Below are 23,455 nucleotides of genomic sequence, written 5' to 3' on the forward strand. Positions count from 1 at the left end.
GCCAATATCAGGCAATGTTGTTCAGCGCTTGTTTGATGGTAAGCGAACGTTAACATTGCCTGAACTCGTTTACAACAGGCAGTTGACCAAAGATGTGGGTAAATCTCAGATCTCAAACTGGAGGAGTCCAATGACCCCACAAAAACCGTCGACTCCGGTCGGCAAGATGTTCATTCGCTGTGCCCAGTCCGCGGTGGCTGGCGCCGCAGCTTCGTATGCGGCCGACCACTACGTGGTCGTGTCGGTGCTTCAGTCGCTCGCACGGGCTGTACTTCATCACGAAGAGCTGGTCGGCCCTGAAGTCGGGAAGCGGCTGCTCATGGTGCTTGCAGTCGCTGCGTTGCTGTTCGCGGCGTCAGTTGCGAGTGAGCGACGTCGCAATGCATTTCTCGATGCTGTCGCTTCGCGCGGCAGGCGTCTCGCAGGCTGGCTGATGGCCGGTGCTGCGGCGAAGGTCTGTTTCCTTTCCGGTGCGCTGGCGGGTTTCAGGGGTCAAGGCTGGCTCGCTGGCCTGATGACGCTCGCGATGTACGGCGTTGCTCTCCTCTGCGCTAAGCATCTCCAACCTCGATGGTCGATGACGAAGGGTAGCAAACAAGGACACACGTCTACCTCGCGAACCCGAAAGTCGCTAACGCGATTCGAGACTATCTTGATGAGCGTCGAATAGTCGATGGCGTTGTGTTCAATCACGATGCGCCACTATTCCGGTCGCAGAAAGGCGGACAGTTCACACCGAACACATTGCAACGGTTGTTCCATCGCGTGTTTTCGAAGGCCCGAATACAGGGCGCATCGAGCCATTCGGGACGGCGCGCATTTGCGACGACTTTGATCGAGAAGGGCGTCGACAGCAAATCCGTTTCGACGGTGATGGGTCACGCGTCGATTGCGATGACGGCTCGCGACGTAGAAGATAAGCCGGTTAGGCTGAAGCAGATCAGCGCAGATATATTTTGGGTGCGATACGGTGCTCACGTCTAGGGCATCGTATCAGCCCCGATAGCTACTTCCGCCGACGGCGCGGATCCGGACGAACTTTCGACGATGAGGTAAGGCGAATTAGTAGAATCGAAAAGAACGCTGCATTGTGCGTTGCTGCGACCATCGATTCAAAGCAGAAATACAATTTTGCCGCACGACCAATTGGAACGTAATCGCCAAATCCAACAGTCGTGAATACTGTGGTGGAGAAGTAGAGGGCTTCAACTAAATCTGCTGTCGCCGGATAGAAGCCATTTTTCGAGTTCGGAAGGCCAAAGCCGCCGCCGAATCCCCACGCGAATGCGAATTGGGTTGTGAGTAAGGCGGTGTATACGACGTAGAGAGCTATGGCTAAGACGAAATTTCTTCCAATCTGCTCATTTTTGAATTCAAGTTCTGTCACTAACGACGACAGAAAAAGTAGATATGAAACCGTTGTCGTCGCGGAACAGATGATGAATACTCTCGCCGGAGACAGTGAAGCGAAAATGCCGATTCCAGCTACTATTGAGAGTTACGTAATTCATGACATCACCAAAGCTCGGCTTGCTTCCAGCAGGCAACGATGATCGATTTGCGCTTCTGGCCGCTCTTGAGCTTGTTTCGAGCGGTGTGCTTCAGTTCGGCCAGGTTATCAGGGCAGAAGTTCGCCAATGCGTGCCGCTTGAGCCAGGCCCAAAGGTATTCGACTGGATTCAGGTCCGGGGCGTAGCCGGGCAGCAGCGCCATCTGGATTGCGCCATCCGTGCTGTCAAGGTACTCGCGCACGACGCGGCTCTTGTGCTGCGCTGCGCCGTCCCACACGATCATCAGCTTGCGCCTGAGTTGCGCGCGCAGCGCTTTGAGGAATTCGATGATTTGCGCGCTTCTGATCGCGCCGTCGTGCAGTCGGAACACGAAGTTGGTACGGGTAAGACCGGCGATGGCCGAAACGTGCTTCCAGTTGAAGTGGTACTGAATGATCGGCGTGCAGCCCTTGGGCGCCCAGGTGCGCACTCGTGTGGGGCGCTCCGAGAGGCCGGATTCGTCAATGAAGACGATCAGTCTTCCTTCGGCGGTACTCTTTTTTTGAGCGCGGGCCAGGTCTTGCGCTTCCAGGTCAGTACCGCGTCCTCGTTGCGCTCGATCGCCCGGCGCTCCGGCTTTTGCGAGCTGAACCCCAAGGCGCCCAGCAACCGCCACACATGTACCTCGCTGAAGGTAACGCCGTACAGTCGCTCGATGAGCACCCGTACGCGCTTGAGCGTCCACAGTTCGGTACCGAATCCGTGTGTCAACGGGCTCTGCAGCAGCGCTGCGCGCAGACCTTCGAGTTGGGCCGCATCCAGTTGCGCCGGCCGCCCCGTGGCCATCACGCGGAGCGCATCGATGCCACCTTCGTCGAGTCGGGCCTTCCATGTGTATGCAGTCTGCCGCGCCACTCCGACCATCTTTGCCGCTTCGGCGGGCGTCTTGCCCGCCAACATCAAGCGACCGGCACGCACCCGCTTGCGCGTAGCGTCGTCCATTTTGGCCATCAACCCCGTCTCCCTTCAACGTGATGACCGTATAACGCACCAGCAGAGAATCGGTTGTCGTGAATTTAGTAAATCTCAATAGTAGTGTTCCGAGGATGATAAGCCCGATTGAACAATAGAACTGTTTGTTGTTAGTCAGGCTGCGCAATATGGGATGTGGTGCGACGACGCTCTTCGTGAGTGAATTGTCTGTGCTCATGGTGGATATGTTGGTTTCAACGAACTGGATATCGTCATGTCTTCTGTGAACTTGAGACAGCGGTCACGAAGGAGGCTGCGATGAGGGGCAGGGCGAAGTCGTCCAGAAACCGCCAGGCTGCGAAAGCAATCACCGCCGAGAACAGGATCGGTACCGCCGCGGTGAACACCGATGAGAAGCTGGCTCCGAGACAACGCGAGATCCAGAACAGACCACCAAGGATGGCGAGAACAATCAGGACGATGAATGAAGCGATTGCGTCGTTGCGCATGAGAGGTTTCCTTGTGAAAGTTGAAACCCGAGGGCGCTGCTTTCGCCGCCTCGGAGTCCTTTAATCTTTGCAGGTAGGGCGTAAAGTCAAGGCATCGCCGTTGGTGGGCATGACTAAAGACGAATCGAGCCGTAATGACGTGCCTTTTCGGGGGATTGGCTCTGTGGCGCGTCGATACAATGAAATCTCTCTCAAGTTCGTAGTGACCACCCTCGGAAAAACGAACTTTATTCGCCAGCCTGCGGGCTGGCTTTTTTTTGTGCGTTGTTCTTGCTGCCGGTGAGAGAGGGGCTGAAAACCGAAGCATTGTGGGCATGACCGCGGCCCGGCGCGGATAAACTGCTTTCATTCCCTGCGCTACTGCGCATCGACCTCCAGACGATCCTCCAGAGGACCGTCCATTTTTTCTCTCCAGCCATTCACTCGCTGAATGGATCACTGAAAGGCTGACGTTCGCGTCAGCGTTTTCCTTTTTTGTCCCGATGGGAGCCTTCCCATCAGGGTTCGCGCTCCCGAATTTTTCAGGAGTTGCTCATGTCTTCGACCCTCAAGCACGCTTTCCGCAGCCTCGCCTGGTACGCCAGTCAGGACGCCGAAGCGTGGAAGATGTTGTCGTTTCTCACATCCGTCGTGCTTGTAGCCATCGGTGTCGCTTCATACAGCGGTGTCCCGCTGGCTCAATGACGGATCGCCATCGCCGGCCGCAAGCCGACAGTGCTTAACCCACGCGGGGAGACTTTCCCCACAGGGAAACTCCCCCGTTCTCCGGAGTTTTCCCATGTTCGAAGTTCTTCTTTCCGCCCTTGTCCTCTCGATCCTGACCGGTTGCGCAAGTGCTGATTTCGGCTCGCCGAACACGTATCAGCGATACGACGTCCAGCGCATCGGCCAGATGGAGCAGGCGACAATCATTCGGGTTCGTCAGATCACCATCGAATCGAGTTCCGATTCGTCCGGGCTGACCTCGTTCGTGAGTGCGGCAGCAAGCGCGTTTCTCGGCTCCCAGGTTATCGGGAACGGGCGCGGCCGTTATATCTCGGGCGCGCTGTCGGGCGCTGCTGGTGGATTCATCTCTCAGCACGTCAGCGCTGCGATGTCGCGTCACAGCGGCGTCGAAGTTTTCTTGCGCCGCGCCAACGGGCAGACCGTTGTGGTGACGCAGGTCGACGATCAGCAGTTCGCTCCCGGCGAACACGTCTATCTGATTTCCAGCGGGTCCGGTTACCGGATTACGCATTGAAGTCCGTATCTGTCAGTTCAATCCCCTTTTCTCTAAAACTCCGAGGAGTTGTTATGAATAGCTATGAATTGATTACGCACGATCGTACTTCGGGTTGGAACCCTCAGAGCGACGCCGTCAACGCTGTGAACCTCTACGGGATGCGTCCGGCGGAAGTTGCCGCACAGGCCGGCGATGTTCGCGAGTTCGCCGCTATCGTCGCGCATCCTGACTTTGATCCGTCCGGTGCCCGCCCGCTGTTTTTTGCGGAAGTGGGGCGTCTGAGTGATGGTTATGGCGATGCGAGATTCGCTCGCCTCAGGCCGGAGCTCGACGCATACAAGGCGCGTTTTCTCAGCAACTTAAGTTAGCCCGACGAGGTAGGTCGGACTTATTCGCGCGTCAGAGCTTGACGCGCTTCCCTTGCGGGGCAACTCCCCGCAAGGGGGTTGCCTCGTCTTTTCGAGGTACCACATGAAATTTCCCAAGCTGTTCTATGCGGATCGCCGATCCGCTGGCGCCGGCGCTGCCGCTGCTCTTCAGCAGCAGGCCACGCGCGTTCTTCGCCGCGTGGCGCAAGACCTGCGCCTTCGTTCCCATGAAATCGTCGTCGAGCCGTCGCGCCGGGATTTCCCGGGGCGTGTCTCCCTTCGCACGGAGACGCTATTTGTCGACGTGCTTGACCGGCCTTGCCAAACGGCGGTCGCCCTTAGCTTCCGCACACGCCGCGGCCGCTCGGACTTCACGGGTGGCGGCGAAAACTACGTGCCGCTCGAGCAGATCGAGACGACGCGTGGCTATCAGTCGTTCCTCAACGGGCTTCGACTTGCAGGCGGTATCGACACATCTTCGGGAGGTCGTCGATGAAACTTGCGAAGGTCAAAGTCGAGTATTCGTGCGGTACGACGAGTAACGATAGGGTGACTCTCGATGAAGAAACGGGACGCGTGCATTTGCCCCCGCGTCTTCAGGCGCTGCTGCATCTGATGGAGGAAACCGAATGCTCCCCGTCATTTGTGCTGGAATACAACGGTTCAACGTTGCCAGTGACAGTGGATGCCGGGGGACTGCGCAAGATCGGTGTCCCAGTCCAACCCAAGTCAGGCGTTGAACAACTCTTTAATCCGACGAAAGACCAGCGGCAGCAGAACGCGCGGTACCTGCATACGCTCTCGGCTGCGTCCGTGGGCGGCTTTATCGGATACCTTCATGCGGCGTCCACGCTGGATTTGACAACGGTGGTAGGCGCAGCGATCTTGGCCTCAGTTGCGATAATATTGTGGTATGTTGGTTTTATCGGAATGAAAGGAGAACGAAATGGTTGTGAACATTGTCACTCTCGTTGTGGGCGTGTCCATTGCAGCGTTTTTTCTCTGGACCAACAACAACGGTATCAAGCGCGATCGTGAGCGCGCGTGGGGCAAACATGACTGACGACACGGCGTGACGCCGCGTTGAATCTATAGGGCTGCACCCTTCGGGGGAGCGGCTTTTTTTTCGTCCCTTCCGACCATTGAACGCGCCTTCGGGCGCGTTTTCTTTTTGCGAGATCGAAATGAACCATGCATTCGTAAAGCCTGCGGGCTACCAGCAGTCGGTTGCCGTAGCCTCGGCGACCGGGAACGGAAGCGTCGTCGCCGCGATCGCCGGCGGACGCGCTGACGCGTCGCCATGCCATCAGCGGCTGGACGTCGAAGGCAAGACCGTCGGCGAAGTCTGCTCAATGCTCTGCAAAGTTGTGCGGGGTACGGAACTTGAGCCCGAATGGCTTGTAGCTGCAAACATGCTCGACGATCCAAACGAGGCTACCAGCGGCGCGCGCATGGACCGGGTCTGGCCCGCGGACAGCGTCTGGAACCGCGTCGCTGTCTCGGTTGACATTGGCAGATCCGAAGGCTGGATCGTCCACGTCGACTGGATAACGCGCACCGAAATACCGGATGTCGTTGGCCGCGGATATGCCGTGATGCCGCTTCTGCGTGCAAAGGTGTTCGTCGCAGATCAGGCATGGCAACTGGCGCGCTTTATCGCCAACGCGCTCGACGTCGCTTAACCCGTTCCCTCGCGTCGCAAGGCGCAACCATCATTTCAACCCTCCGCGGGCACTCGGCCCGACAAGGGAACGATTGCCCGCTTTTTCTTTTCCCGGAGCAATCGTGTATCAACTGTCCTTCGCAGGTCTTTCCCTCTCTATCGGCACGCTGCTTGAAGTCCTCGCTGTATTCAGGACCGACGCCCGCGTCTTGGCGCTTGAATCGTCGGAAATCGTGCTGGAGCATGGCGGTCAGCCCGTTCGGGTAATCCGGCACAACGGCGCGCTCACAGTGCGTCGACCGGGCACGGCCCAGGACGTTTTCCTTTCGCTTCTCGATGAGATCGACGGCGCCTACTTCCGGCCGAATGGCGTTCTGCAGACTGCGTGGCAGATCCGACGCTCGCACTGGAAGCTGTTGTACGACGCGTTCGACCTGACATCGACTCCCCGCCTGATTTTCTCGTCGGAGCAGGTAGAGGCAGCGGCTGATGCGCGAGGCCGTCTGGACCTGTTCGAACTGCTGCAGTCCGAGTGCGAGCGCCGGTTCGGGTTCCGCTATGCAGGGCCGGAATACGGTCGCACGCGGCATCGGAACGGGCGGCATGAGGTCCATGTCGCGTACGCACTCGCGGAAGGCTGGGCTGTTCCTGAGGCGGTGCTCGACGAGTATCGCCAGTTGCCCGACAGGTTCACGTTGGATGTGAGCTGGGGCCGGGCGCTGATCGACGTGCCAGAGCTGCGCGGCGCGATGTCGCCAGACAAGGTTCGTGTGCTCGCCAGCGTGATGCGGCGGGAGCAGGGCGGAATCAGTTCGGGCAACGCTGCGCTGCTCGCGATGGCGATGCGGCTGGCATCGAACGTTCCGAGCTATGAGGAGGTCGACGACCTGCTGTTTCGTCACGGGCTGGTGCAGGCGCACAACCTGCCTGACTGCTACACGACTCCCCAGCCGCTCGGAACTCCTGTGTCGAAGTTCGCCGAGGTGTACCGGCAGAACATGGCGGACAAGCGGCGCGATACAACGGTGGCACGGCTGCGCAAGGAACGCACGGCCGGGCAGATGTCTCAACGGACGTTCGATCTCCAGATGCAGATCGCGGTGCTGGAGCATGGGCGCGAGACTTTCGCGCTCGGAAATGAGATCTCGGAAGCGATCGACAGCGGCGACGTGCATTACCTGCTGAACATCATGGACTGTCCTGACGAGCGCAACCGCGTCGCGAAGCAGACGGCGCGGGAGGTGTTCGGCATCAAGCTTCTGGGTGTGCGTGCGGCCGCGCGCCGTCGCGGCATCTTTGCGCTCGCGGGCTATGACGAAGCCTGTCAGGCTGAGTGGGAATCCGCCGATTCTGCGCAGGCGCGCCAGCGTGTTATCGAAATACATCAGGCTACGCGTGTCGCCGGCAGCGTCCGTCCGGTGGTGTTCGCCAGGACGCAGGTGGCTCACCACGCCTGATCTGTTTCATGCAGTCTCTTTCAACCAACCCGGCCGCGCGCCGGTTTTTTTTTCGCTTGTTCCATGAGGCTGCAGGCGTAAGGCCATACGAAAAAGCGACGATTCGGGCATTGCGCGCGCCCGGCGCTCCCTAAACTGGGTGTCATCTCCCGCGTCATAGACGCATCGACCTCGCCGACTCGTCGGCATTCTTTTATCGCCCCACAGGGACCACGTCCCTACGGGCGTGGTCCTTTCGGGGCTTTCTCTTTTCAGGAAAGCCATCATGAAAGTTACGCCCGCACAACTGACCGAACTGCTCTCGCTGTACGTCCCGAAGCGTCTGCCGGTGCTCATCACCGGTCGGCCAGGCATCGGCAAGAGCGACATCGTCGAGCAGACCGCTCGCGACACCGATCACGATCTGCTCATCAGTCATCCCGTCGTTGAGGATCCGACCGACTCGAAAGGGTTGCCGTTTCCTGCTTCCGACGGCACGACTGCGAAGTTCCTGCCGTTTGGCGATCTGGAGCGCGCGATGAAGGCAAGACGCCCTCTCATCTGGTTCCTCGACGATCTGGGGCAGGCCTCGCCCGCGGTTCAGGCAGCGAAAATGCAACTGCTACTGGCGCGCCGCATCGGGGAAAACGCTCTTCCGCCGCACGTCACTTTCCTCGCGGCCACCAACCGCCGCACCGACAACGCCGGCGTGACGGGGATTCTCGATCCCGTCATCTCGCGCTTTGCGACGGTCGTTGAGCTCGAGCCGACGATCGACGACTGGTCGGCATGGGCGAATCGCTCAGGCGTTCCTATTGAACTGGTTGCCTTCCTGCGATTCCGTCAGGATCTGCTGTCCGTGCAGAAAACGTCGCGCGACATCGAAAACGTGCCGAGTCCCCGAAGCTGGGGGTTCGTCGCGAAGACGATGGGCGTGGTGCCGAAGCATCTGGAACACATCTCGTACGCGGGGTCGGTCGGCGAAGGCGCTGCAACGGAGCTTGTCAGCTTCCTGCAGATCTTCCGCGAACTGCCGAATCCGGACGAGATTCTCGCGACGCCGGACACGGCGCCGATTCCCGAGAAGACGTCCGCGCTTTACGCCGTGACCGCCGCACTTGCGGGCCGCGCGACCGAGGCGAATTTCGAGCGCGTGGTGACGTACACCGAGCGACTGATCGAAGCGGGACACCGCGAGTTCGCCGCGCTGCTCGTGCGCGATTCGCTGCAACGCTCGCCGGCCGTCGCCAACTCCTACGCCTTCATCCGGGCGCAGGGCGGTGAGATCGGCAAGATCATCAAAGGCGAATAAGCCACCTCTTTCCTCAGCAGTTCAACCCCTTGGCCCCGAGGCGTCAACCGACGCCCGGGGCTTTTTCTTTGCCTCATCCATAACCTTTCTCTACGGAGTTTTCTCATGAACATCTCTAACATCCAGTCGAAAGTCATGCTGTGCTCGGTCACGATCTCCACGTGGGTCGCCCGTCGATTCGACGGCAAGGCCACCGAAGAGGTCGAGAACCGTCACCACGCGAAAGGCATCGGCAGATTCAACAAGCGCCTGTTGCCCGAGCACGCCCCCAGCTACAAGGAGGTGCTGACGATCGCCAGCCGCATCCGCAGCTACTTCTACGATCACTCGCTGAAGTATGACCAGCTTGGGGTCCGCCTGCTTCCGACGATGGTGTACATGGAGTTCGCCGACAAGGTGCGATCGTTGAAAGACGAGTTCGATCTTGCGGTATCCGTGTTCCTCACCGACTACCTGAACCTGAAGGAGTTGGCTCGCGCGGAACTCAATGGGCTGTTCAACGAGGCGGATTACCCGACCCTCGCGGAACTGCACACAAAGTTTGGCGTGAAGATGGCCGTGCTGCCGTTCCCGGACGCGAGCCAGTTTGGCGTCGATCTGCCGGAAAACGTGTTGACGACGTTGAAAAGCGAACTCGACCAGCATGTGCTCGCATCGATCGCCACGGCGAACGAGGATCTGGTTCAGCGCCTGTACGAGGCGGTCTCGCAGATGGCTTCCCGCCTGTATGCGACCGGCAACGTGCGCCTCGATGTGGCCAACAACGTGCGGGATCTGTGCGCGTTGCTGCCGAAGCTGAACTTCGCCAACGATCCGAAGCTCAACCACATCCTTGAACAGGCGAAGACGCATCTTGCCGGTCACACGGGCGCGGAGCTGAAAGAGTCGCACGTTCTGCGTTCGCAGGTGGCCAGCAAGGCACAGGAGATCGAAGAGCTCATGGCGGCTTTCATGGGGATCGCGCCGGAAACGGAGATCGAGCGGACCGGGACGGGCGACCAGTTGCGCCTCGTCGCTTAAGGGGGCTGTATGGATCGCACTGTGACGTTACAGGGCAATGGCGCGGTCCATCCGCGCATTTCCAGACAGCGGACGGAGCTTGTCCTGTCGCAGCCTTTCTTTGGTGCGCTGGCGCTGCGCCTGCGGATGGTCGAAGACCGTTCGGCGAAGACATGCTGGGTGGACGGGGAGTCGTTCGGTTACAACCCCGACTACATTGACACGTTGACTGACCTCGAACTGCGCGGCGTACTGGCGCATGAGGTGCTACATGTGGCCAATGGTCACTGCTGGCGCCGCGGGGCGCGCGAGGATCGTCGCTGGAATGAGGCCTGCGACTACGCGATCAACCCGATCGTCCTGTCGTCTGGCTTCGTCCTGCCGAAAGATGTGCTTAACGCTGCGCGCTTTGCTGGAAAGTCCGCCGAGGAGATTTACGGCGTGCTGAACCAGGAGGCGAAGCAGAAGCAGCCGAAGCCTGATCCGCAGTCGCAACCGCAGCCGTCGCCGAAGCCACAATCTGATGGCCAGTCGTCGGGGCCAGCAGGAAAGGGCCGGGGTGACAGGCAAGGTGGAACGCCGGATGCGAAGCAAGGGCCGGGGCCGGGTGGCAAAGGAAGTGGCGCACAACCACCGTCACCACCAGGTGGCTCCGGCGATGCCGCAACAGAGCCTGGCTCGTCGTGCGGCGAAGTCCGCCAGTATCAGGGCTCGGACAAGCCTGTGAAGGAAGCCGAGTGGAAGGTAGCTGTCGTGCAGGCCGCAAAAGCGGCGCAGATGCGCGGCAAGCTGCCGGGCGACCTGCAGGCGGTGGCTGGCGAGGCAGTACGGCCCGTTGTTGACTGGCGCGCGGTGCTTCATCGCTTCGCGCAACAGTCATCGCCGACGGACTACAGCTTCGCCCAGCCGAATCGCCGATACCTGCATCTGGGGTTCTACCTGCCCTCGTTGAACACGCCGGCCGTTGGTGATGCGGTGTTCGTGCGGGACTCCAGCGGCTCGGTGTTTGACGAGACGCAGGCCCAGTTCGATGCGGAGATCCTGTCGGTGTTTCACACGCTCAAGCCCGCCCGGTTGATCGTGATGGACTGCGATACGCGGGTTACACAGGTGCAGGTTTTCGAGCGGGGCGACTCGCCGGAGATCAAGCCCGTGCGCGGTGGCGGCGGAACGGCGTTCACCGATCCGTTCAACCGTGTGGCGGCCGATGGCATCAATCCCGCATTTCTGGTCTATCTGACAGACATGGTCGGTTCGTTTCCGGCCACTGCGCCGCACTACCCGGTCCTGTGGGCGTCGACCACACCGCTCACGCGGGCACGGAAGGCGTCATTCGGCGAGACCGTCGAAGTCATCTGCTGACGTCTCCAGCTTCTTTAACCCAACCCGGCCTCGTGCCGGGTTTTTTTCGTCCGTGAGTCTTCCTGGAACCATCGAATACCGCGCCGGTGCGCCGGAAAGCTATACGTTTTTGGGGGTCTTTCCGGGTTTCCATCTGTAACGCGTTAAACGGCGACGTCCCGCATGGGCGTCTGGCGGGACAGGCCAGCGATGAAGATCATGGCCGACTTTCGCCACCGCACAACGGGAAAGCCGCGCGATTTCGTGCCCCTTTTGAAGCCTGCCCGGCAATGCCAACGAGAACAATAGTCGCATGTTAGATCGCCCACAAAGCCGCGCATGCACGACCTTGACGACAATCCTTTGCTGAAGCTTCAGCCGCTAAAAGCGGAGGCTGTCGCGATGTTCTTCGAGGCGCTCAACCCGCTCAAGGAACTGCTCGACGCACCCGACCTCGCGGAAATCATGGTCAACGACCATCGCAATGTGTGGATCGAGCACCGCGGCGTGATGTCTCGCGTGAATGTTGGCCTGCGCCCGGAGCACCTCGAGGGCGCGATCCATTCCCTCGCGTCATCGGTGGACAAGTCCGCACACGCTGGCAGTGACAGGGGAATCATCAACGCCGGTCACAAGAACCTGCGTATTGCTGCAGTCATGAGCCCAACCGCGATCGACGGTCACGCGCTCAGCATCCGCAAGCACCGCGAGTCGAAGATGACGCTCGACGACTACGTCCGCATGGGCGCGTTCTCGGCGGCAAACGCGCGCCCCGCGGAAGCGGAAGCCATTCATTTCGAGGAAGGCATCGAGAACGAAGCGCTCATGCGCGCGCTCAAGGCGCTCGTGCAGTCGCGGAAAAACATACTAGTCGCCGGCGGGACGTCAGCAGGCAAGACCACGTTTCTCAATGCAATGGTGGGCGTCATTCCTCAAGACCAGCGCGTGATCACCATCGAGGACACGATGGAACTGAAAGTTCAGGTTCCGAACCGCGTGCGCCTTTTATCCAACGCAGATATGAACGTCACAACGCAACTGCTTGTCGCGCTGTGTCTCCGGTTCAGGCCGGATCGGATCATCGTCGGTGAAGTCCGGGGCGGCGAAGCCTACGACACGTTGCAGGCACTGAACACTGGCCACGACGGCGGCCTCGCCTCAATTCACTCGAACAATGGCCGCACAGCACTGAGCCGGCTTGAAAGTCTGGCGATGCTCGGCATCCCTCCGGGATCGCGCTGGGAACTCGACGACATGCGGAAAAACATCGCCGACTGTTTCAACTACGTGGTGCATTTCAAACGCACGGGCGAGATGCGGCACGTCTCCGAAATCCTCGAAATCCGGGGCTTTCGAAACAACGACTATGACCTACGACGGGTTTTTTAACGGGAGCACCACATGAAGCAAAGGAAATTCTTCAGTACAGCCGCAGCAGTCGCCAGAAAGCTGCGCCCAGGCAAGCCGATGATTGTCGGGGCACTGCTGAGCGTTGCCTCTGCAGCGGCGATGGCCGCCGGCGACTACTCGTCGTTGACAGGCCTGACCGACATCATCTGCACAATCAGTAACCTTATCAGCGGTCCGTACCTGTACGGCATCGGCATCATCTTGATCGTGATTGGCGGCGTTGCCGTTGCAAATTCGGAAAGCAACATCGCCAAGACGTTCTCGGTCGTGCTGGTCGGTCTGGGTATTGCCTCGGTCGCGGTGCCGATCATGCGCGACCATTTCCACATGGCAGTCGCCTGCTGATATGCGCCAGCACAAGGTCAGCCGCGGGCTCTCGTTGCCGCGCCAGATGGGTGGGGCAGACCGGATGCTGGCGATCCTGAACGGCACGCTCACGGCGCTGCTTACCTACACGAGCTGGACGCCGTCGTTCCTGGTGCTGGGCGTCGTTGTGCACTTCTACCTTCGCTGGCGCAGTTCCAAAGATCCCTGGTGGCGGCTGGTCATGGTTATCTACAACCGCTACCCGGACGTCTACGCACCCGAGCCGCACGGCAAGTTCAGTGCACGTTTCAAGCGCCCCTACGGGTTCGATCAGGATCTTCCATGCTGAAAATGCCATTCGCGAAGCGCGCGGTGCAGGAAATTGCGCCGTGGATGACGCTCGTCACGCCCGAGCTCGTACTCGACAAGGATGGCTCCCTTGTCACCGTGTTCGAGTTCGACGGCATCGACGCCGATACGCCGAACCCGGGCGACATTACAGCCGCGCGTGACAACCTTGATCACGCATGCCGGAACTTCGATCACCGGGTCACCGCGTGGTGGCGAGTCTCGCACCGGCGCGTGAAGGGCGGTGTCGATGGCGACTTCGCCAGCGAGGCGGACGCGCGCATCGACGCCATCAACCAGGCAAACATCGGTAGCGGGAAGTATTTCCGCAACACCCATTCGCTCGCGCTCGCGTTCACGCCGGAGACCGGCCTGTCGCGCATCTTCGATAAGATCGGCTATCACATGACGGTCGGCGGCAAAAACATCTTCGTCGCGCTCTTTGAGGCCGCGAAGGACATGGTACTTGCCCGCAGCGCCTTCGTTTTCGATCTGACGAAACTTCAGAACGAGATCAAGCGGTTCGAGGCCGTCATCGACGGGTTCACCGGCGGCGTCACCCGGCTGAAGATGAAGCGGCTGCAACTTCAGAACGCGCTGTCGTTCCTGCATCAGCGTGCAAATCCGAGCACGCCCAAGCGCCGCGTGCGCTACCCAGTCACGATGCTCGACACGCATCTGACCGAAACACAGGTCACGATTGGCGCCGAGCAACTGATGTTTGAGTCGGCCCACGGCAAGGTGTACGCGCGAATCATTGGCGTGAAGGAGTGGATGGGCTTCCAGGAGGCGGCGCTCGATGTGCTCGCGCAGGTCGATGCCGAGCTGGACGTCTGCGTCATGTTCCGCTTTCTGGACACCTCGCGCGCGAGTGCCTATATCCGCAAGATCCGCGGCTTCTACAAGGCGGCCGCGTTTAACCCGGTTGCGATTCTCAAGCAGTGGGCGACGAAGGAAGAGCAGAAGAACGACGAAGGCCGCGAGCAGCTTGCGAAAGAGGCCAGCGAGGCGCTTGCGAAGCTGGAGGCCGAAGGCCAGCAGTACGGTTTTGCGAACATCTCGGTCATCGTCTACGGCAACACGCCCGAGGAATGCGAAGACGCCACACGGCAGGTGGTTGGCGTCATTGGCAATGCCGGATTCGGCGTCATCGTGGAAAAAGACAATCTGTTTGCTGCATGGTGTTCGACTCTGCCCGGGCGCTGGGATCAGCAGAAGCGCCTGCAATTCGTTGAGACCCCGGCCGTCTCCGACATCGCGCCGCTGTGCAGCGTCGGCGAGGGATCGACCGTCAACGAGTGGCTGACGCAGCAGTCCGGCAAAAAGACCGGCCCGCTTACCTGCCTGCCAACCCGCCATCGCACGCTGCAGAACGTCGATCTGCACCACCCGGGAGGCAAAGCGCACACCCTCGTTGTCGGCCCGATCGGCGCCGGCAAGTCGGTGATTCTCAACTACCTGATGTCGCAGACGGGGCGACATGGCGCGCGTCGTATCCGCTTTGACAAGGACCGATCGACGCGTATCCCGACGCTGCTGGGCGGCGGGAAGTTTATCGATGCAACCGGGCGCTTCGAGGCGGCGACGTCGGTCAACCCGTTGTCACTGATCGGCGACGAGAAGCACTGGCCTTATGTGGCCGAGTGGGTAAAGCTCGTCATTGAGGGCGAGGACTACACTTGCACTCCGCAGCAGGAATCGATCATCTTCGAGCGCATCCGTACGCTCGCAAAGGCCTATGGGCGCGACAAGTGGCGGTTGACTGGCTTGTTTACGCTGTTGCCCGATGACCTTCGCGAACGGCTGGCTGGATGGACAGAGGGACAGAAGAACGGCCGCTTCTTCGATCACGTCGAGGATGGTTTTTCGCTCTCCGATGACCTCTCGATCGAGATGGGCGACCTCTTCCAGAATTTTCCGGTGGCCGCCGCCCTGTTCATGGATTACGCGTTCTACCGGATCGCGCAGATTCTCGACGGCAAGCGCTACACCGTGATCGAAATCGAGGAGGCCGGGTTCTTTTTCACCTACCCGAAGTTCTACGCGCGGCTTGAAATCTGGGCAGTGACCATCCGGAAGCTGAATGCGACCCTGCTGATGGCGACGCAATCGCTTGGTCAGCTGGCCCGCGTGGCGAACTTCGAGATCATGAAGGAGAACATCCCGAACATCATCTATCTGCCCAACAGCGACGCTATCAACAACCAGGCGTTGTACCGGGACATTTTCGGCCTGACCGAACACCAGATCCGGATGATTTCGAACGCAGTGCCCAACCGCGACTACCTGTGGGTGACGTCGACACAGACTCGCATGCTGCAGGCGAGCTTCCCGAAGGAGTCGCTTGCGTACCTCCGTTCCGATGGGCGAGCACAGGCAATTCTCGACAAGCACGTGAAGTCCGGCGTCGATAACTGGCAGGACGAATACGTGCGCGACGTGCTCGCGAATGCATAACGTCAGTCTTACTCCTGGAAACTCTCACCATGACAAAAAAACTGCTCCGCTACGCGACGGCGACGGCCGCGCTAACCCTAGGCTTCGCCCAGCACAGTCATGCGACGTTGCCGGTTATTGACCCGACCAATCTGGTCCAGAACATGCTCACTGCCGTCGGCGCGGTCAAGGGCGAGGTCTACCAGGACACCAACCTGATTTATCAGTATCAGATGATGCTCAACCAGTTGAAGCAGGCGACCAACCTCGATCCGTCCGCGATGCTGGCTCAGGCGACCTCGATCACCAACGACATCACCAGCCTGACGAAGTACACCGATACGCTGAAGTCACTGTACGGTGGATTGCAGTCGAACGCGGAGTACGCGACGAAGGTTCAGGCACTGATCACGCAGTCCGGCAAGACGCCGGCGCAGTGGTTTTCCGACCAGAGCACGCTCATCAGCAATAACGACAAGACGGCCAAGCAACTGTTCCAGATGGGTAACGATGTGACCTCGCACGTGAGCGCGCTCGCCAAGCGCCGTCAGGAGATTCAGGACCAGCTGAACATGTCGCCGACTGCCGAAGCGACGGCTCAGCTCACCACGCACCTGCTGGACATCGTCGCGAGCCAGAACAGCGACATGCTGCAGATGATGGCCGCGAAACAGCAGAGCGACGCCGTCGCCAAATCGACCCAAACCGCAGACGATCAATCGCGCAATACCGCGAAGGCCGCGCTGCAGGTTCAGCTGGACAAGGAGCGGGCGGCCTATAACTCAACGCTGGGCACATCGAACGTACTGGGGCAATAAGTCGTGAGCCACTTCTCTCTCAGGCGTCTGAGTGGCATGTTGCTTTTGCTCTGCTTTCTGGTTGGCGTGGCAACGGTTACACCTGCTGCTTTTGCAGACGACAACATGACACTGCCCGATGGCTCAACGTTTGGCTCGGGTACCAGCACTTCGGGCACGTCTGGTTCGTCAACGACAGCGCCGCTCTCAGGCCAGGACGGTGACTGGGCCAAGGGTGCGGGCGATGCGCAGCGACAGATCTCGGGGCTGGTTGGAAACCTGATCCCGACCGCTGTCACGGTCAGCAACAGGATTCTCAACGAGGCCAACAAGTTCGCGTGGGGACTCGGCGTGATTACGCTCGTGCTGGCAGGCCTCCGTTTCTCCGGAACGCACAATCCCATCACGGCGTGGGTGAGTCTGTTCGAAGAAGTTGCGGTTCTAGGCATCTTCGTTGCGCTGTACCTCGGCTATACCACTTCCGCGCCCGGCTTCTGGACCTGGTTTCAGGACTTGGCGACGAGTATAGGAGGCGGGGCAAACAACAACATATCGACGCAACTATCGACGCTCGGCGGTAGTTTCCTTGATGCCGTAAAAGCGAAGGTCTTGAACATCAAGTTGCTGACCGATTTCAACGGTACATTAACGGACGTCGTCGCGCTCTTTCTTGCCTTTCTGGCGATGTGTGTGGCCTCGATCGTCTTCATGTATTACTCGGCAATCGGCCAGATTCACGCGGCGATCGGAATCGTGCTGGGCCCGATCGCAATGGCGGCTGGCTTTTCGAGCTACACCCGCAGCTACTTCCAGCGCTGGCTGGACTGGATGATCAATGCGAGCATGTATGTGGTTATGGTGGCAGTGCTGTATGCGCTGATGGGTGGCGCCATCTCGGGGGCGGTCGCCACTGCAATAGGGAACGGTACCGCGACCCAGCTGAGCGCCGGTTTCGCCTTCGACCTCGCGCTCTTTCTGTTGATGTTGTCGTTCGAGATTCCAAAACTCGCGGGGATGTTTGGCAGCGGTTCGGGGGCGACTGGCACGAGCGCACTGAAGACCGCGATGAGGTTTATCCCATGAGCGTCGTTCACCGTCCAATGAAGGCGAGTGACCTGCTGGCAACGCATGAGAAGCGCATCGAACTGGTGCGGCAGTGCGCGAACGAAAGCACCGAAGCGGAGTTTGAGCGCAAATGGCTGTCGGTGCTGCGCCGGTGCGCGACGTGGTTCTCGTCGATGCCGCTCACGCCTGAACTGCATGCCGAGCCGGGCGGCGCATTCCGCGCGACCATCGAATCGACGTTTTATGCGATGCGGCTCGCCGGCGGTCAGAAGTTTGCCGCCGATATGACGTCCGACAAGCGGAGGCGTCTGGAGCCGCAGTACATCTACGCTGTGTTTCTTGCCGCCGCCTGTTCGTCGCTTGACGAGCCCTGCAGGCACTTCGAGATCGTGCGGGTAGTCGATCAGCTGGCCTGGAGTCCGGCTGCACATGGAGCGTTCGGCAACTGGGTGGGCGAGGGTGACTATCGCGTACAGCGACGCGCGACGCCGCTCAAAACTGAACGGATGCGCACTGCGATGTTCGCGCAAACCGTCATCACGCCCGAACTGCTGTCAGGACTGGACAACGCAGTACTTGCCGATCTTTTTGGCGCGATCAACCCGGAGAAGAGTCCGCAGGGATTTGAGGCGCTCGTGCACAAGGTGGTGCGCCAGGCGATGGACGTTTCGGTGGAATTCGAGCGTAAGGCGCAGCGCGGTGTATTCGCGCCAGTGAAATTCGACGTGCCGTCCGCGGTGCATGTGGCGCTCGAACTGCAGCCGCAGGTCGTCGCGGCCACACCGGTTCCGCCCGCCCCAACGGAAGCAGTACCGCTCGCACCGTCCGCGGAGACCGCCAGTGAGGCGGCGGTGGCACCTTTGCCGTCCGGCAGCGCGGCCCAGCCGACCTCCGGTTCTGCCTCGGGTGGCCCACAGCTTTCCCAGTCGTTGCTCGATGCGTTGGAGCGCAGCGAAGCTCAGGCCGCCACGGCGGCCGCGACTGGCCCCGTTGACCTATCAGCCGTGCGGCCCACGCCGGCGGCCGCCGTCGATCCGTCGCAGATGACAGCGGGCGCACCCGCTCCAGCGCGGCCAACCGGTACCGGCCCAACGGACGAAGAACTAACCGAAGTTCTCGGCCCGGGCTCCGCGATGATGCGGGAATTCTTCCGGGCGCTCGCTGGCGATGTCGCAGCAGGGAAGGCAAAGGTGACGTGGGAAGAGAAGGGGCTGGCCGTGCAGAAGCGTCTGATCGGCGGTTACGGCATTACGAGCGATACGCTCGTTGAGCAACTCAGGAAGCGCAGCCTGCTGCTGCGCGCGGCTGGTAACGACATCTGCATCGTAGAGCGTGCCGGTCGTCTGATCATGGAGCGCCCGGCGGCATGAACTACATTAACCACTTTCGCCCCATCTACGAGTTCCGGCCGCTGCTCGTCTGGCCGGTCGTAATCGTAGGTATCTTCGCATCGGGCATGCCCTATGGTTGGGCGTTCGCGCTCGTAGGTGTCGCGTTGCTGGTCATCCGCGGAATTCAGGTATGGCGGGCGCTCAGCTTCCGTATGGCGATCTCGACCAAGTGGCTGAGCAAGATCCATATCGGCAAGCTGCTTGAGACGCAGCGCAAGATGCGTGAGCGCGAAGACTCGATGTATCTCGGCACCGGCTTTGAATGGACTCAGAAGCACACCCAGATCGCGCATGACATTCTCCGCATGCCCGTTACCGACATTCCGTCGCTGCCGAAGTGGCTGAACAAGACGGAGATGGGTCGCAAAACCGAAGCGCGCATTGAGCGGCTTTTCGCGCCTCGCGACAGCGTTCGGGACCGCATGCCGCAAGGCTCGTCGTGGATTCACGGCATGGAGCCAAAAAAGGTCCGCGTGCCGTTTCACTACAAGGCGATGGGCGGCCACACACTCGTTGGTGGTACGACCGGCGCGGGCAAGACCCGCACGTACGAGGTGATCTCGACGCAGGTCATCCATAACCCGAAAGACGTGCTGATCATCGTCGACCCCAAGAACGATGATGACTGGAAAAAGCGCGTGGAAAAGGAGTGCGCGCGCGCCGGCCGCAAATTCCTCTACTTCAATCAGGCGAAGCCGCACGAGTCGATCCGCCTCAATCCGCTAGAGAACTGGTCGCAGCCCTCCGAAATTCCGTCGCGGATCGCACAGTTAATGGAAGAAGGGCCATTCCGGGATTTCGCCTTCCTGTTCATCGATCGTGCTGTAAAGGGCGAACTGTACGTCGGCGACAAGCCGAACCTTCGCTCGATCCTGAAGTACGCGCAATCCGGTATTGGCACGTTGCTCGAGCGTGGCCTGCGGCGCTTCTTCCTCGAAAACGGGATGTCGAACTGGGAGGAGCTAACGGTCGCGCAGACCGTAAAGGATAGCGTTCGCAAAAACGATATTTCGCTCGTCGACGGGATGGCCAAGCTTTACATGGATCGTTTCGCTGCGCACGATCGTGGGCACGAAACGATCGACGGGCTTATCGCCACGCACACGCACGATCGCGAGCACTACATGCGAATCATCGCGTCGGCGCTGCCACTCCTGCAGATGCTGGCTACCGGCGAGACGGGCCTCATGCTCGCGCCGAAGGCCGACGACTTCGAGGACGAGCGCGAGATCTGGGACATCGACAAGATCATCAAACAGAAAGCCGTGCTGTACATGGGCCTTGATTCGCTGTCGAACAACATTGTGCAGAAGGCGATCGCGTCGATGGCGCTGTCGGACGTGGCGGCGGTCTGCGGCTCGATCTACAACTTCTACGCCGAAAAGCCCGACGTCGTTCTGATCATCGACGAGATCGCCGAGGCAATCAATGAGCAGGTTATCCAGATCCTTAACAAGGGCCGGGGCGCCGGCTTCAAGGCGTTCGTTGCTTTCCAGGCGCGCGCCGACCTCGAAGCGAAGCTTGGAAACGCCGCGAAAATGCTGCAGGTTTTGGGCAACCTCAACAACCAGGTGATCCTTAGACTGGAGGATAGCGATACCGCCAAGTGGTTCTCGGACAAGGTGGGGGAGACAGCGATTCGGGTGGTCAACATCTCGAATAGCACGAACACCACGACCGAAGCGCATGCGATGGAGTTCAGCGGATCACAGTCACGCACCCTTCAGCTTGAGAAGGTGCCACTGATTCCGATGCCTCTGATCCATCGGTTGCCGAACCTGCAGTACTTCATGCGCATCTCCGGCGGTGCCGTCTACCAGGGCCGAATCCCCATTATCGAAGGCTGAACCACACCCTATGTCCGCTGTTTTCAAAAACATCATTCGCGATCACAAGCTTTCGCACAAGCTGGTCCCCGTTTTCAACATTGCGCCGGATCTGGAACTCGCGTGCTCACGCGTTGCCGATTTCGTCGGCGAGCGCTTCGTTGGAGACAGGGGGCCGCTGGCCGCAGAGATGATCGAATCGGCGCTGGCGAGCTTCAAGCGAGCCAAGCGTACCGGCGACCAGCACGTCGCATTCATGCAGGGGCTGTTTGAGCCAGCGAAGTCCCTTTACGCGCGCCGCTATGTTGCGCGCCGGGGTGACAAGATCAGTGTCTGGTCGCCCATGCTGGAGCCGATTCCCGCTTTCGAGGAGCGGCATCAGAACAGCGAGCTGGAGATGGTCGACGAGCGTTGCCCGGAACACATTACCGAGCGCACCGCAGCTTTTCAACTGGCGTCGCGCGTCCTGCAAGGCGAAGCGTTCCGTCGTTACTTCGAGGAATACGATGTCGCTCACCGCTACGATAATAGCGAAGTTGTCCCGGGCTGATTACGACACGGCCCGGCGCGCGCTCGACACGGCGAGCGCTTTCGACGAACCGGACGCGACGCCGCCCGAAGGGTTCACATGGGGCGCGGGCGCGCGGGCCTACGCGCTGGCGTCGGTCGCCGTCAACCGACCTTTCCTGTTCTGGGGCGGATTGCTGGCGGTTGCCGCAATCCCTCTTCTCGTCGTGGTGAGGCTGATCCATGGCTAGCCGGTTTGGTTCGCATCTGAAGGTCTGGTTCCTCCTCGTTCCCGTCCTGTCGATTGCAGTCATGCCTGCGATTCCCGACCGCAAGCTTTTCGAGGTGCCAGACGCCGAAACCGAATCACTCGTTGCGTCGGTCGGGCAGGAAAGGGCGGACTCGGCCGTCCGCTCGGCGAACGAGCTGTTCAAGCGCTCATTTGTGGATAACGGACTTCTGCACCGGACGCTGGCAGCGTCGGGCAACCTCAACGGGTTCAATGACGGCGGCATATCGAGCTTCTCGGCTACGTGGACGGAAAATTTCTGGCTGCTCGCTTACCGGGCAATGTTCCGCGCGATGGTCATGAAAATGTGGATCGTGGGCACGCTGTGCTTCGCGCTCGGCATGTTTATCGACGGCACGGCGCGCAGAAAGATCAAGGCGGCCGCGGCCGGCTATGTCAGCCCGCTCTCCTTTCATCTCGCGGGCCACGGCCTGATGATCGTCACGGGCACGCTGTTTGGCGTGCTCGTCGCACCGGTGCCGGTGCTTGCTGCTTACTGGCTGGTTGTCGCCGTACTTCTTGGCGCGCTGCTATGGAAGGCCGCTGAGTCGTTCCAGTCGGCTCGGTAAGATCTATAAAAGCGGATCGGCTTTTTACGGTCCGCTTTCCCTCTGCTTCTCTCCCATTTCACTTCTCGTCCTGCCGGACTGCTGCTCCGCTGTCCGGCAGTGGCTTCTTTTTTCCCGGCCGCCGATGACGCGCAAGCGCGCCCTTTCGCCTTTAAAGACTTGTGAAATAACGCGTGTTTCGGGCGCTCTGCGCCCGGTGACGACGCAACAATTGCATTGGTGGGGACGCGTTGTGCGTGCCCGATTACCAACGATGAAACGACACAGGTCCACCAAGGAGAAACGGGCATGAGTACCACCACTGTGGCAGATACCGAACTGGAAAGCCCCGTGACGGCAGCCGTGAAGGCGTCCGCTGCATCTGCCGCTGCTGCTGCGGCCGATTTGAATACGCTGGACCAGACATCACACGCGGCTGGCGATGCCGGCGGTCACGACGGCACCGAAGAGGGCGCGCGTGAGATCGAGAGCGAGCTGACGCAGATGGAGGCCGACGCGGACCGCCTGCAGAGCGAAGGTGTCATCACACCCGATGACGCGAACATGAAGCGCGCCGAGGTTGAAAAGACCCGCAAGCTGTTCCGGGATCTTCCGGCCAGCGAGCGTATCGCCATCATCAAGCGCCGCCGTGAGCTTGGCCGACAGTTGATGGAGCGGCAGCTTTCCGGCGCGGCAGTCGTGCCCGCTAACGTCCGCCTGAACCACACGCGGCTGAAGCCTTTGTTCGAGCAATGGTGGCCGTACCTGAACCGCATGAGCGTGAACATGCAACGCTTCGGCGACTCGACATTCGGCGAGGGCGACAAGACCGCAGTGAACAGCTTTTTCGAGAAGCAGATCAAGTCGATCGAAGAATATGTGGATGAGGCGCTGCGCGTCGCAACGGGCTTCCGCGAGAAGAAGGAGGCGGAACTGCGCGAAGCGGGCGAGTTCGTGTTCGAGCCGTCGATCCCGATGCCCGCGCTGGACCTGACCGTCGAGGTGTATTCGCGGTTTTCGATGCGCGTGCTCGCGGCGATCATGAAATTCGACAAGGTGATGGATCAGTTTGACTTCATGGTCTGGAACGGCATTCGTGACCAGTCGGACGTCGATGACGAAACGGTGCACTTCCTGAAGAAGGTGAATCCGCTCGGCGTTCGTGGTTACATGACACACCTGCGCCTCATGACCACCGTCCGCGGCCTGTAAGGGGGCGT

At 60.1% G+C, this 23,455-nt stretch carries 27 protein-coding genes; 24 read left to right on the forward strand and 3 right to left on the reverse strand.

Annotation, left to right across the window (positions count from 1 at the left end; genetic code table 11):
* Positions 1-130 precede the first annotated feature (130 nt).
* Entirely contained in the window at positions 131-670 is a 540-nt protein-coding gene (locus tag G5S42_RS43415; protein WP_217710390.1) for a hypothetical protein, read from the forward strand.
* Positions 671-681: 11 nt separating this feature from the next.
* Entirely contained in the window at positions 682-984 is a 303-nt protein-coding gene (locus G5S42_RS46030) for a tyrosine-type recombinase/integrase (protein ID WP_376777353.1), read from the forward strand.
* A 22-nt stretch (positions 985-1,006) separates the two neighbouring features.
* On the opposite strand, the gene G5S42_RS43425 is transcribed toward G5S42_RS46030, so the two are convergent.
* The 3 genes from G5S42_RS43425 to G5S42_RS43435 all read right to left on the reverse strand — a co-directional run bounded on the left by G5S42_RS43425 (position 1,007) and on the right by G5S42_RS43435 (position 2,971).
* On the reverse strand, positions 1,007-1,387 hold the full coding sequence (locus tag G5S42_RS43425; protein WP_176112714.1) for a potassium channel family protein: 381 nt from the start codon (positions 1,385-1,387) through the stop codon (positions 1,007-1,009).
* Between the two features lie 128 nt (positions 1,388-1,515).
* Positions 1,516-2,501, reverse strand: a protein-coding gene (locus G5S42_RS43430; protein WP_176112611.1) for an IS630 family transposase whose coding sequence is annotated in 2 segments (ribosomal slippage) — positions 1,516-2,042 and positions 2,042-2,501 — 987 coding nt in all. Because the reading frame shifts where the segments join, the coding sequence is not laid out codon by codon here.
* Positions 2,502-2,734: 233 nt separating this feature from the next.
* Positions 2,735-2,971: a hypothetical protein gene (locus G5S42_RS43435; RefSeq protein WP_176112715.1), complete on the reverse strand. Its 237-nt coding sequence runs from the start codon at positions 2,969-2,971 to the stop codon at positions 2,735-2,737.
* 534 nt (positions 2,972-3,505) lie between these two features.
* Here G5S42_RS43435 and G5S42_RS43440 point away from each other — a divergent pair.
* The 22 genes from G5S42_RS43440 to G5S42_RS43545 all read left to right on the forward strand — a co-directional run bounded on the left by G5S42_RS43440 (position 3,506) and on the right by G5S42_RS43545 (position 23,447).
* A complete protein-coding gene (locus G5S42_RS43440; RefSeq protein ID WP_176112716.1) occupies positions 3,506-3,655 on the forward strand; it encodes a hypothetical protein in 150 nt (49 codons plus the stop codon).
* Positions 3,656-3,749: 94 nt separating this feature from the next.
* Positions 3,750-4,211, forward strand: coding sequence for an outer membrane lipoprotein (locus G5S42_RS43445; protein WP_176112717.1), 462 nt, complete (start codon positions 3,750-3,752; stop codon positions 4,209-4,211).
* A gap of 53 nt (positions 4,212-4,264) precedes the next feature.
* Positions 4,265-4,561 carry a hypothetical protein gene (locus G5S42_RS43450; RefSeq protein WP_176112718.1) on the forward strand — a complete coding sequence of 99 codons (297 nt, stop codon included), beginning with the start codon at positions 4,265-4,267 and terminating at the stop codon, positions 4,559-4,561.
* Positions 4,562-4,664: 103 nt separating this feature from the next.
* Entirely contained in the window at positions 4,665-5,057 is a 393-nt protein-coding gene (locus G5S42_RS43455; protein ID WP_176112719.1) for a hypothetical protein, read from the forward strand.
* Positions 5,054-5,599: a hypothetical protein gene (locus G5S42_RS43460; RefSeq protein ID WP_176112720.1), complete on the forward strand. Its 546-nt coding sequence runs from the start codon at positions 5,054-5,056 to the stop codon at positions 5,597-5,599. The genes G5S42_RS43455 and G5S42_RS43460 overlap by 4 nt, the downstream gene beginning before the upstream one ends.
* Positions 5,600-5,745: 146 nt before the next feature.
* A complete protein-coding gene (locus G5S42_RS43465) occupies positions 5,746-6,243 on the forward strand; it encodes a hypothetical protein (protein WP_246392639.1) in 498 nt (165 codons plus the stop codon).
* 103 nt (positions 6,244-6,346) lie between these two features.
* Positions 6,347-7,681: a hypothetical protein gene (locus G5S42_RS43470; RefSeq protein ID WP_176112721.1), complete on the forward strand. Its 1,335-nt coding sequence runs from the start codon at positions 6,347-6,349 to the stop codon at positions 7,679-7,681.
* A 265-nt stretch (positions 7,682-7,946) separates the two neighbouring features.
* The gene (locus tag G5S42_RS43475; RefSeq protein WP_176112722.1) at positions 7,947-8,972 is read left to right on the forward strand and encodes an ATP-binding protein; all 1,026 of its coding nucleotides are present in this window, start codon (positions 7,947-7,949) and stop codon (positions 8,970-8,972) included.
* Between the two features lie 105 nt (positions 8,973-9,077).
* Positions 9,078-9,992, forward strand: coding sequence for a hypothetical protein (locus G5S42_RS43480; RefSeq protein WP_176112723.1), 915 nt, complete (start codon positions 9,078-9,080; stop codon positions 9,990-9,992).
* Positions 9,993-10,001: 9 nt separating this feature from the next.
* The gene (locus G5S42_RS43485; protein WP_176112724.1) at positions 10,002-11,333 is read left to right on the forward strand and encodes a vWA domain-containing protein; all 1,332 of its coding nucleotides are present in this window, start codon (positions 10,002-10,004) and stop codon (positions 11,331-11,333) included.
* A gap of 318 nt (positions 11,334-11,651) precedes the next feature.
* Positions 11,652-12,701, forward strand: a complete 1,050-nt coding sequence (locus G5S42_RS43490; protein ID WP_176112725.1) for a TadA family conjugal transfer-associated ATPase — start codon at positions 11,652-11,654, stop codon at positions 12,699-12,701.
* A 12-nt stretch (positions 12,702-12,713) separates the two neighbouring features.
* Positions 12,714-13,067 carry a TrbC/VirB2 family protein gene (locus G5S42_RS43495; RefSeq protein WP_176112726.1) on the forward strand — a complete coding sequence of 118 codons (354 nt, stop codon included), beginning with the start codon at positions 12,714-12,716 and terminating at the stop codon, positions 13,065-13,067.
* Between the two features lies 1 nt (position 13,068).
* Entirely contained in the window at positions 13,069-13,377 is a 309-nt protein-coding gene (locus G5S42_RS43500; RefSeq protein WP_176112727.1) for a VirB3 family type IV secretion system protein, read from the forward strand.
* Positions 13,371-15,833 (forward strand): VirB4 family type IV secretion system protein, encoded by a 2,463-nt coding sequence (locus tag G5S42_RS43505; protein ID WP_176112728.1) that lies wholly within the window; start codon positions 13,371-13,373, stop codon positions 15,831-15,833. The genes G5S42_RS43500 and G5S42_RS43505 overlap by 7 nt, the downstream gene beginning before the upstream one ends.
* A 29-nt stretch (positions 15,834-15,862) precedes the next feature.
* Positions 15,863-16,630, forward strand: a complete 768-nt coding sequence (locus G5S42_RS43510) for a TrbJ/VirB5 family protein (protein WP_176112729.1) — start codon at positions 15,863-15,865, stop codon at positions 16,628-16,630.
* A 36-nt stretch (positions 16,631-16,666) separates the two neighbouring features.
* Complete coding sequence (locus G5S42_RS43515) at positions 16,667-17,692, forward strand: type IV secretion system protein (RefSeq protein WP_176112730.1); 1,026 nt, start codon at positions 16,667-16,669, stop codon at positions 17,690-17,692.
* Entirely contained in the window at positions 17,689-19,044 is a 1,356-nt protein-coding gene (locus tag G5S42_RS43520) for a TraI domain-containing protein (RefSeq protein ID WP_176112731.1), read from the forward strand. The genes G5S42_RS43515 and G5S42_RS43520 overlap by 4 nt, the downstream gene beginning before the upstream one ends.
* A complete protein-coding gene (traD, locus tag G5S42_RS43525) occupies positions 19,041-20,912 on the forward strand; it encodes a conjugative transfer system coupling protein TraD (RefSeq protein WP_176112732.1) in 1,872 nt (623 codons plus the stop codon). The genes G5S42_RS43520 and traD overlap by 4 nt, the downstream gene beginning before the upstream one ends.
* 10 nt (positions 20,913-20,922) lie before the next feature.
* Positions 20,923-21,441 (forward strand): hypothetical protein, encoded by a 519-nt coding sequence (locus G5S42_RS43530; RefSeq protein WP_176112733.1) that lies wholly within the window; start codon positions 20,923-20,925, stop codon positions 21,439-21,441.
* A complete protein-coding gene (locus G5S42_RS43535) occupies positions 21,428-21,649 on the forward strand; it encodes a hypothetical protein (RefSeq protein ID WP_246392641.1) in 222 nt (73 codons plus the stop codon). The genes G5S42_RS43530 and G5S42_RS43535 overlap by 14 nt, the downstream gene beginning before the upstream one ends.
* On the forward strand, positions 21,642-22,256 hold the full coding sequence (locus G5S42_RS43540; protein ID WP_176112735.1) for an IncC plasmid conjugative DNA transfer DtrJ family protein: 615 nt from the start codon (positions 21,642-21,644) through the stop codon (positions 22,254-22,256). The genes G5S42_RS43535 and G5S42_RS43540 overlap by 8 nt, the downstream gene beginning before the upstream one ends.
* Positions 22,257-22,544: 288 nt before the next feature.
* The gene (locus G5S42_RS43545; protein ID WP_176112736.1) at positions 22,545-23,447 is read left to right on the forward strand and encodes an ATPase; all 903 of its coding nucleotides are present in this window, start codon (positions 22,545-22,547) and stop codon (positions 23,445-23,447) included.
* The last annotated feature ends 8 nt before the right edge of the window (positions 23,448-23,455 follow it).

Origin of the sequence: Paraburkholderia youngii, assembly GCF_013366925.1 — a bacterium.
Lineage (GTDB): Bacteria > Pseudomonadota > Gammaproteobacteria > Burkholderiales > Burkholderiaceae > Paraburkholderia > Paraburkholderia youngii.

Bases quoted from the DNA above. Each gene is read 5' to 3' on its own strand.
- G5S42_RS43415 (WP_217710390.1), top strand. From the start codon at position 131: ATGACCCCACAAAAACCGTCGACTCCGGTCGGCAAGATGTTCATTCGC.
- G5S42_RS43435 (WP_176112715.1), bottom strand. From the start codon at position 2,971: ATGCGCAACGACGCAATCGCTTCATTCATCGTCCTGATTGTTCTCGCC.
- G5S42_RS43440 (WP_176112716.1), top strand. From the start codon at position 3,506: ATGTCTTCGACCCTCAAGCACGCTTTCCGCAGCCTCGCCTGGTACGCC.
- G5S42_RS43445 (WP_176112717.1), top strand. From the start codon at position 3,750: ATGTTCGAAGTTCTTCTTTCCGCCCTTGTCCTCTCGATCCTGACCGGT.
- G5S42_RS43450 (WP_176112718.1), top strand. From the start codon at position 4,265: ATGAATAGCTATGAATTGATTACGCACGATCGTACTTCGGGTTGGAAC.
- G5S42_RS43455 (WP_176112719.1), top strand. From the start codon at position 4,665: ATGAAATTTCCCAAGCTGTTCTATGCGGATCGCCGATCCGCTGGCGCC.
- G5S42_RS43460 (WP_176112720.1), top strand. From the start codon at position 5,054: ATGAAACTTGCGAAGGTCAAAGTCGAGTATTCGTGCGGTACGACGAGT.
- G5S42_RS43465 (WP_246392639.1), top strand. From the start codon at position 5,746: ATGAACCATGCATTCGTAAAGCCTGCGGGCTACCAGCAGTCGGTTGCC.
- G5S42_RS43475 (WP_176112722.1), top strand. From the start codon at position 7,947: ATGAAAGTTACGCCCGCACAACTGACCGAACTGCTCTCGCTGTACGTC.
- G5S42_RS43480 (WP_176112723.1), top strand. From the start codon at position 9,078: ATGAACATCTCTAACATCCAGTCGAAAGTCATGCTGTGCTCGGTCACG.
- G5S42_RS43485 (WP_176112724.1), top strand. From the start codon at position 10,002: ATGGATCGCACTGTGACGTTACAGGGCAATGGCGCGGTCCATCCGCGC.
- G5S42_RS43490 (WP_176112725.1), top strand. From the start codon at position 11,652: ATGCACGACCTTGACGACAATCCTTTGCTGAAGCTTCAGCCGCTAAAA.
- G5S42_RS43495 (WP_176112726.1), top strand. From the start codon at position 12,714: ATGAAGCAAAGGAAATTCTTCAGTACAGCCGCAGCAGTCGCCAGAAAG.
- G5S42_RS43500 (WP_176112727.1), top strand. From the start codon at position 13,069: ATGCGCCAGCACAAGGTCAGCCGCGGGCTCTCGTTGCCGCGCCAGATG.
- G5S42_RS43505 (WP_176112728.1), top strand. From the start codon at position 13,371: ATGCTGAAAATGCCATTCGCGAAGCGCGCGGTGCAGGAAATTGCGCCG.
- G5S42_RS43510 (WP_176112729.1), top strand. From the start codon at position 15,863: ATGACAAAAAAACTGCTCCGCTACGCGACGGCGACGGCCGCGCTAACC.
- G5S42_RS43515 (WP_176112730.1), top strand. From the start codon at position 16,667: ATGTTGCTTTTGCTCTGCTTTCTGGTTGGCGTGGCAACGGTTACACCT.
- G5S42_RS43520 (WP_176112731.1), top strand. From the start codon at position 17,689: ATGAGCGTCGTTCACCGTCCAATGAAGGCGAGTGACCTGCTGGCAACG.
- traD (WP_176112732.1), top strand. From the start codon at position 19,041: ATGAACTACATTAACCACTTTCGCCCCATCTACGAGTTCCGGCCGCTG.
- G5S42_RS43530 (WP_176112733.1), top strand. From the start codon at position 20,923: ATGTCCGCTGTTTTCAAAAACATCATTCGCGATCACAAGCTTTCGCAC.
- G5S42_RS43540 (WP_176112735.1), top strand. From the start codon at position 21,642: ATGGCTAGCCGGTTTGGTTCGCATCTGAAGGTCTGGTTCCTCCTCGTT.
- G5S42_RS43545 (WP_176112736.1), top strand. From the start codon at position 22,545: ATGAGTACCACCACTGTGGCAGATACCGAACTGGAAAGCCCCGTGACG.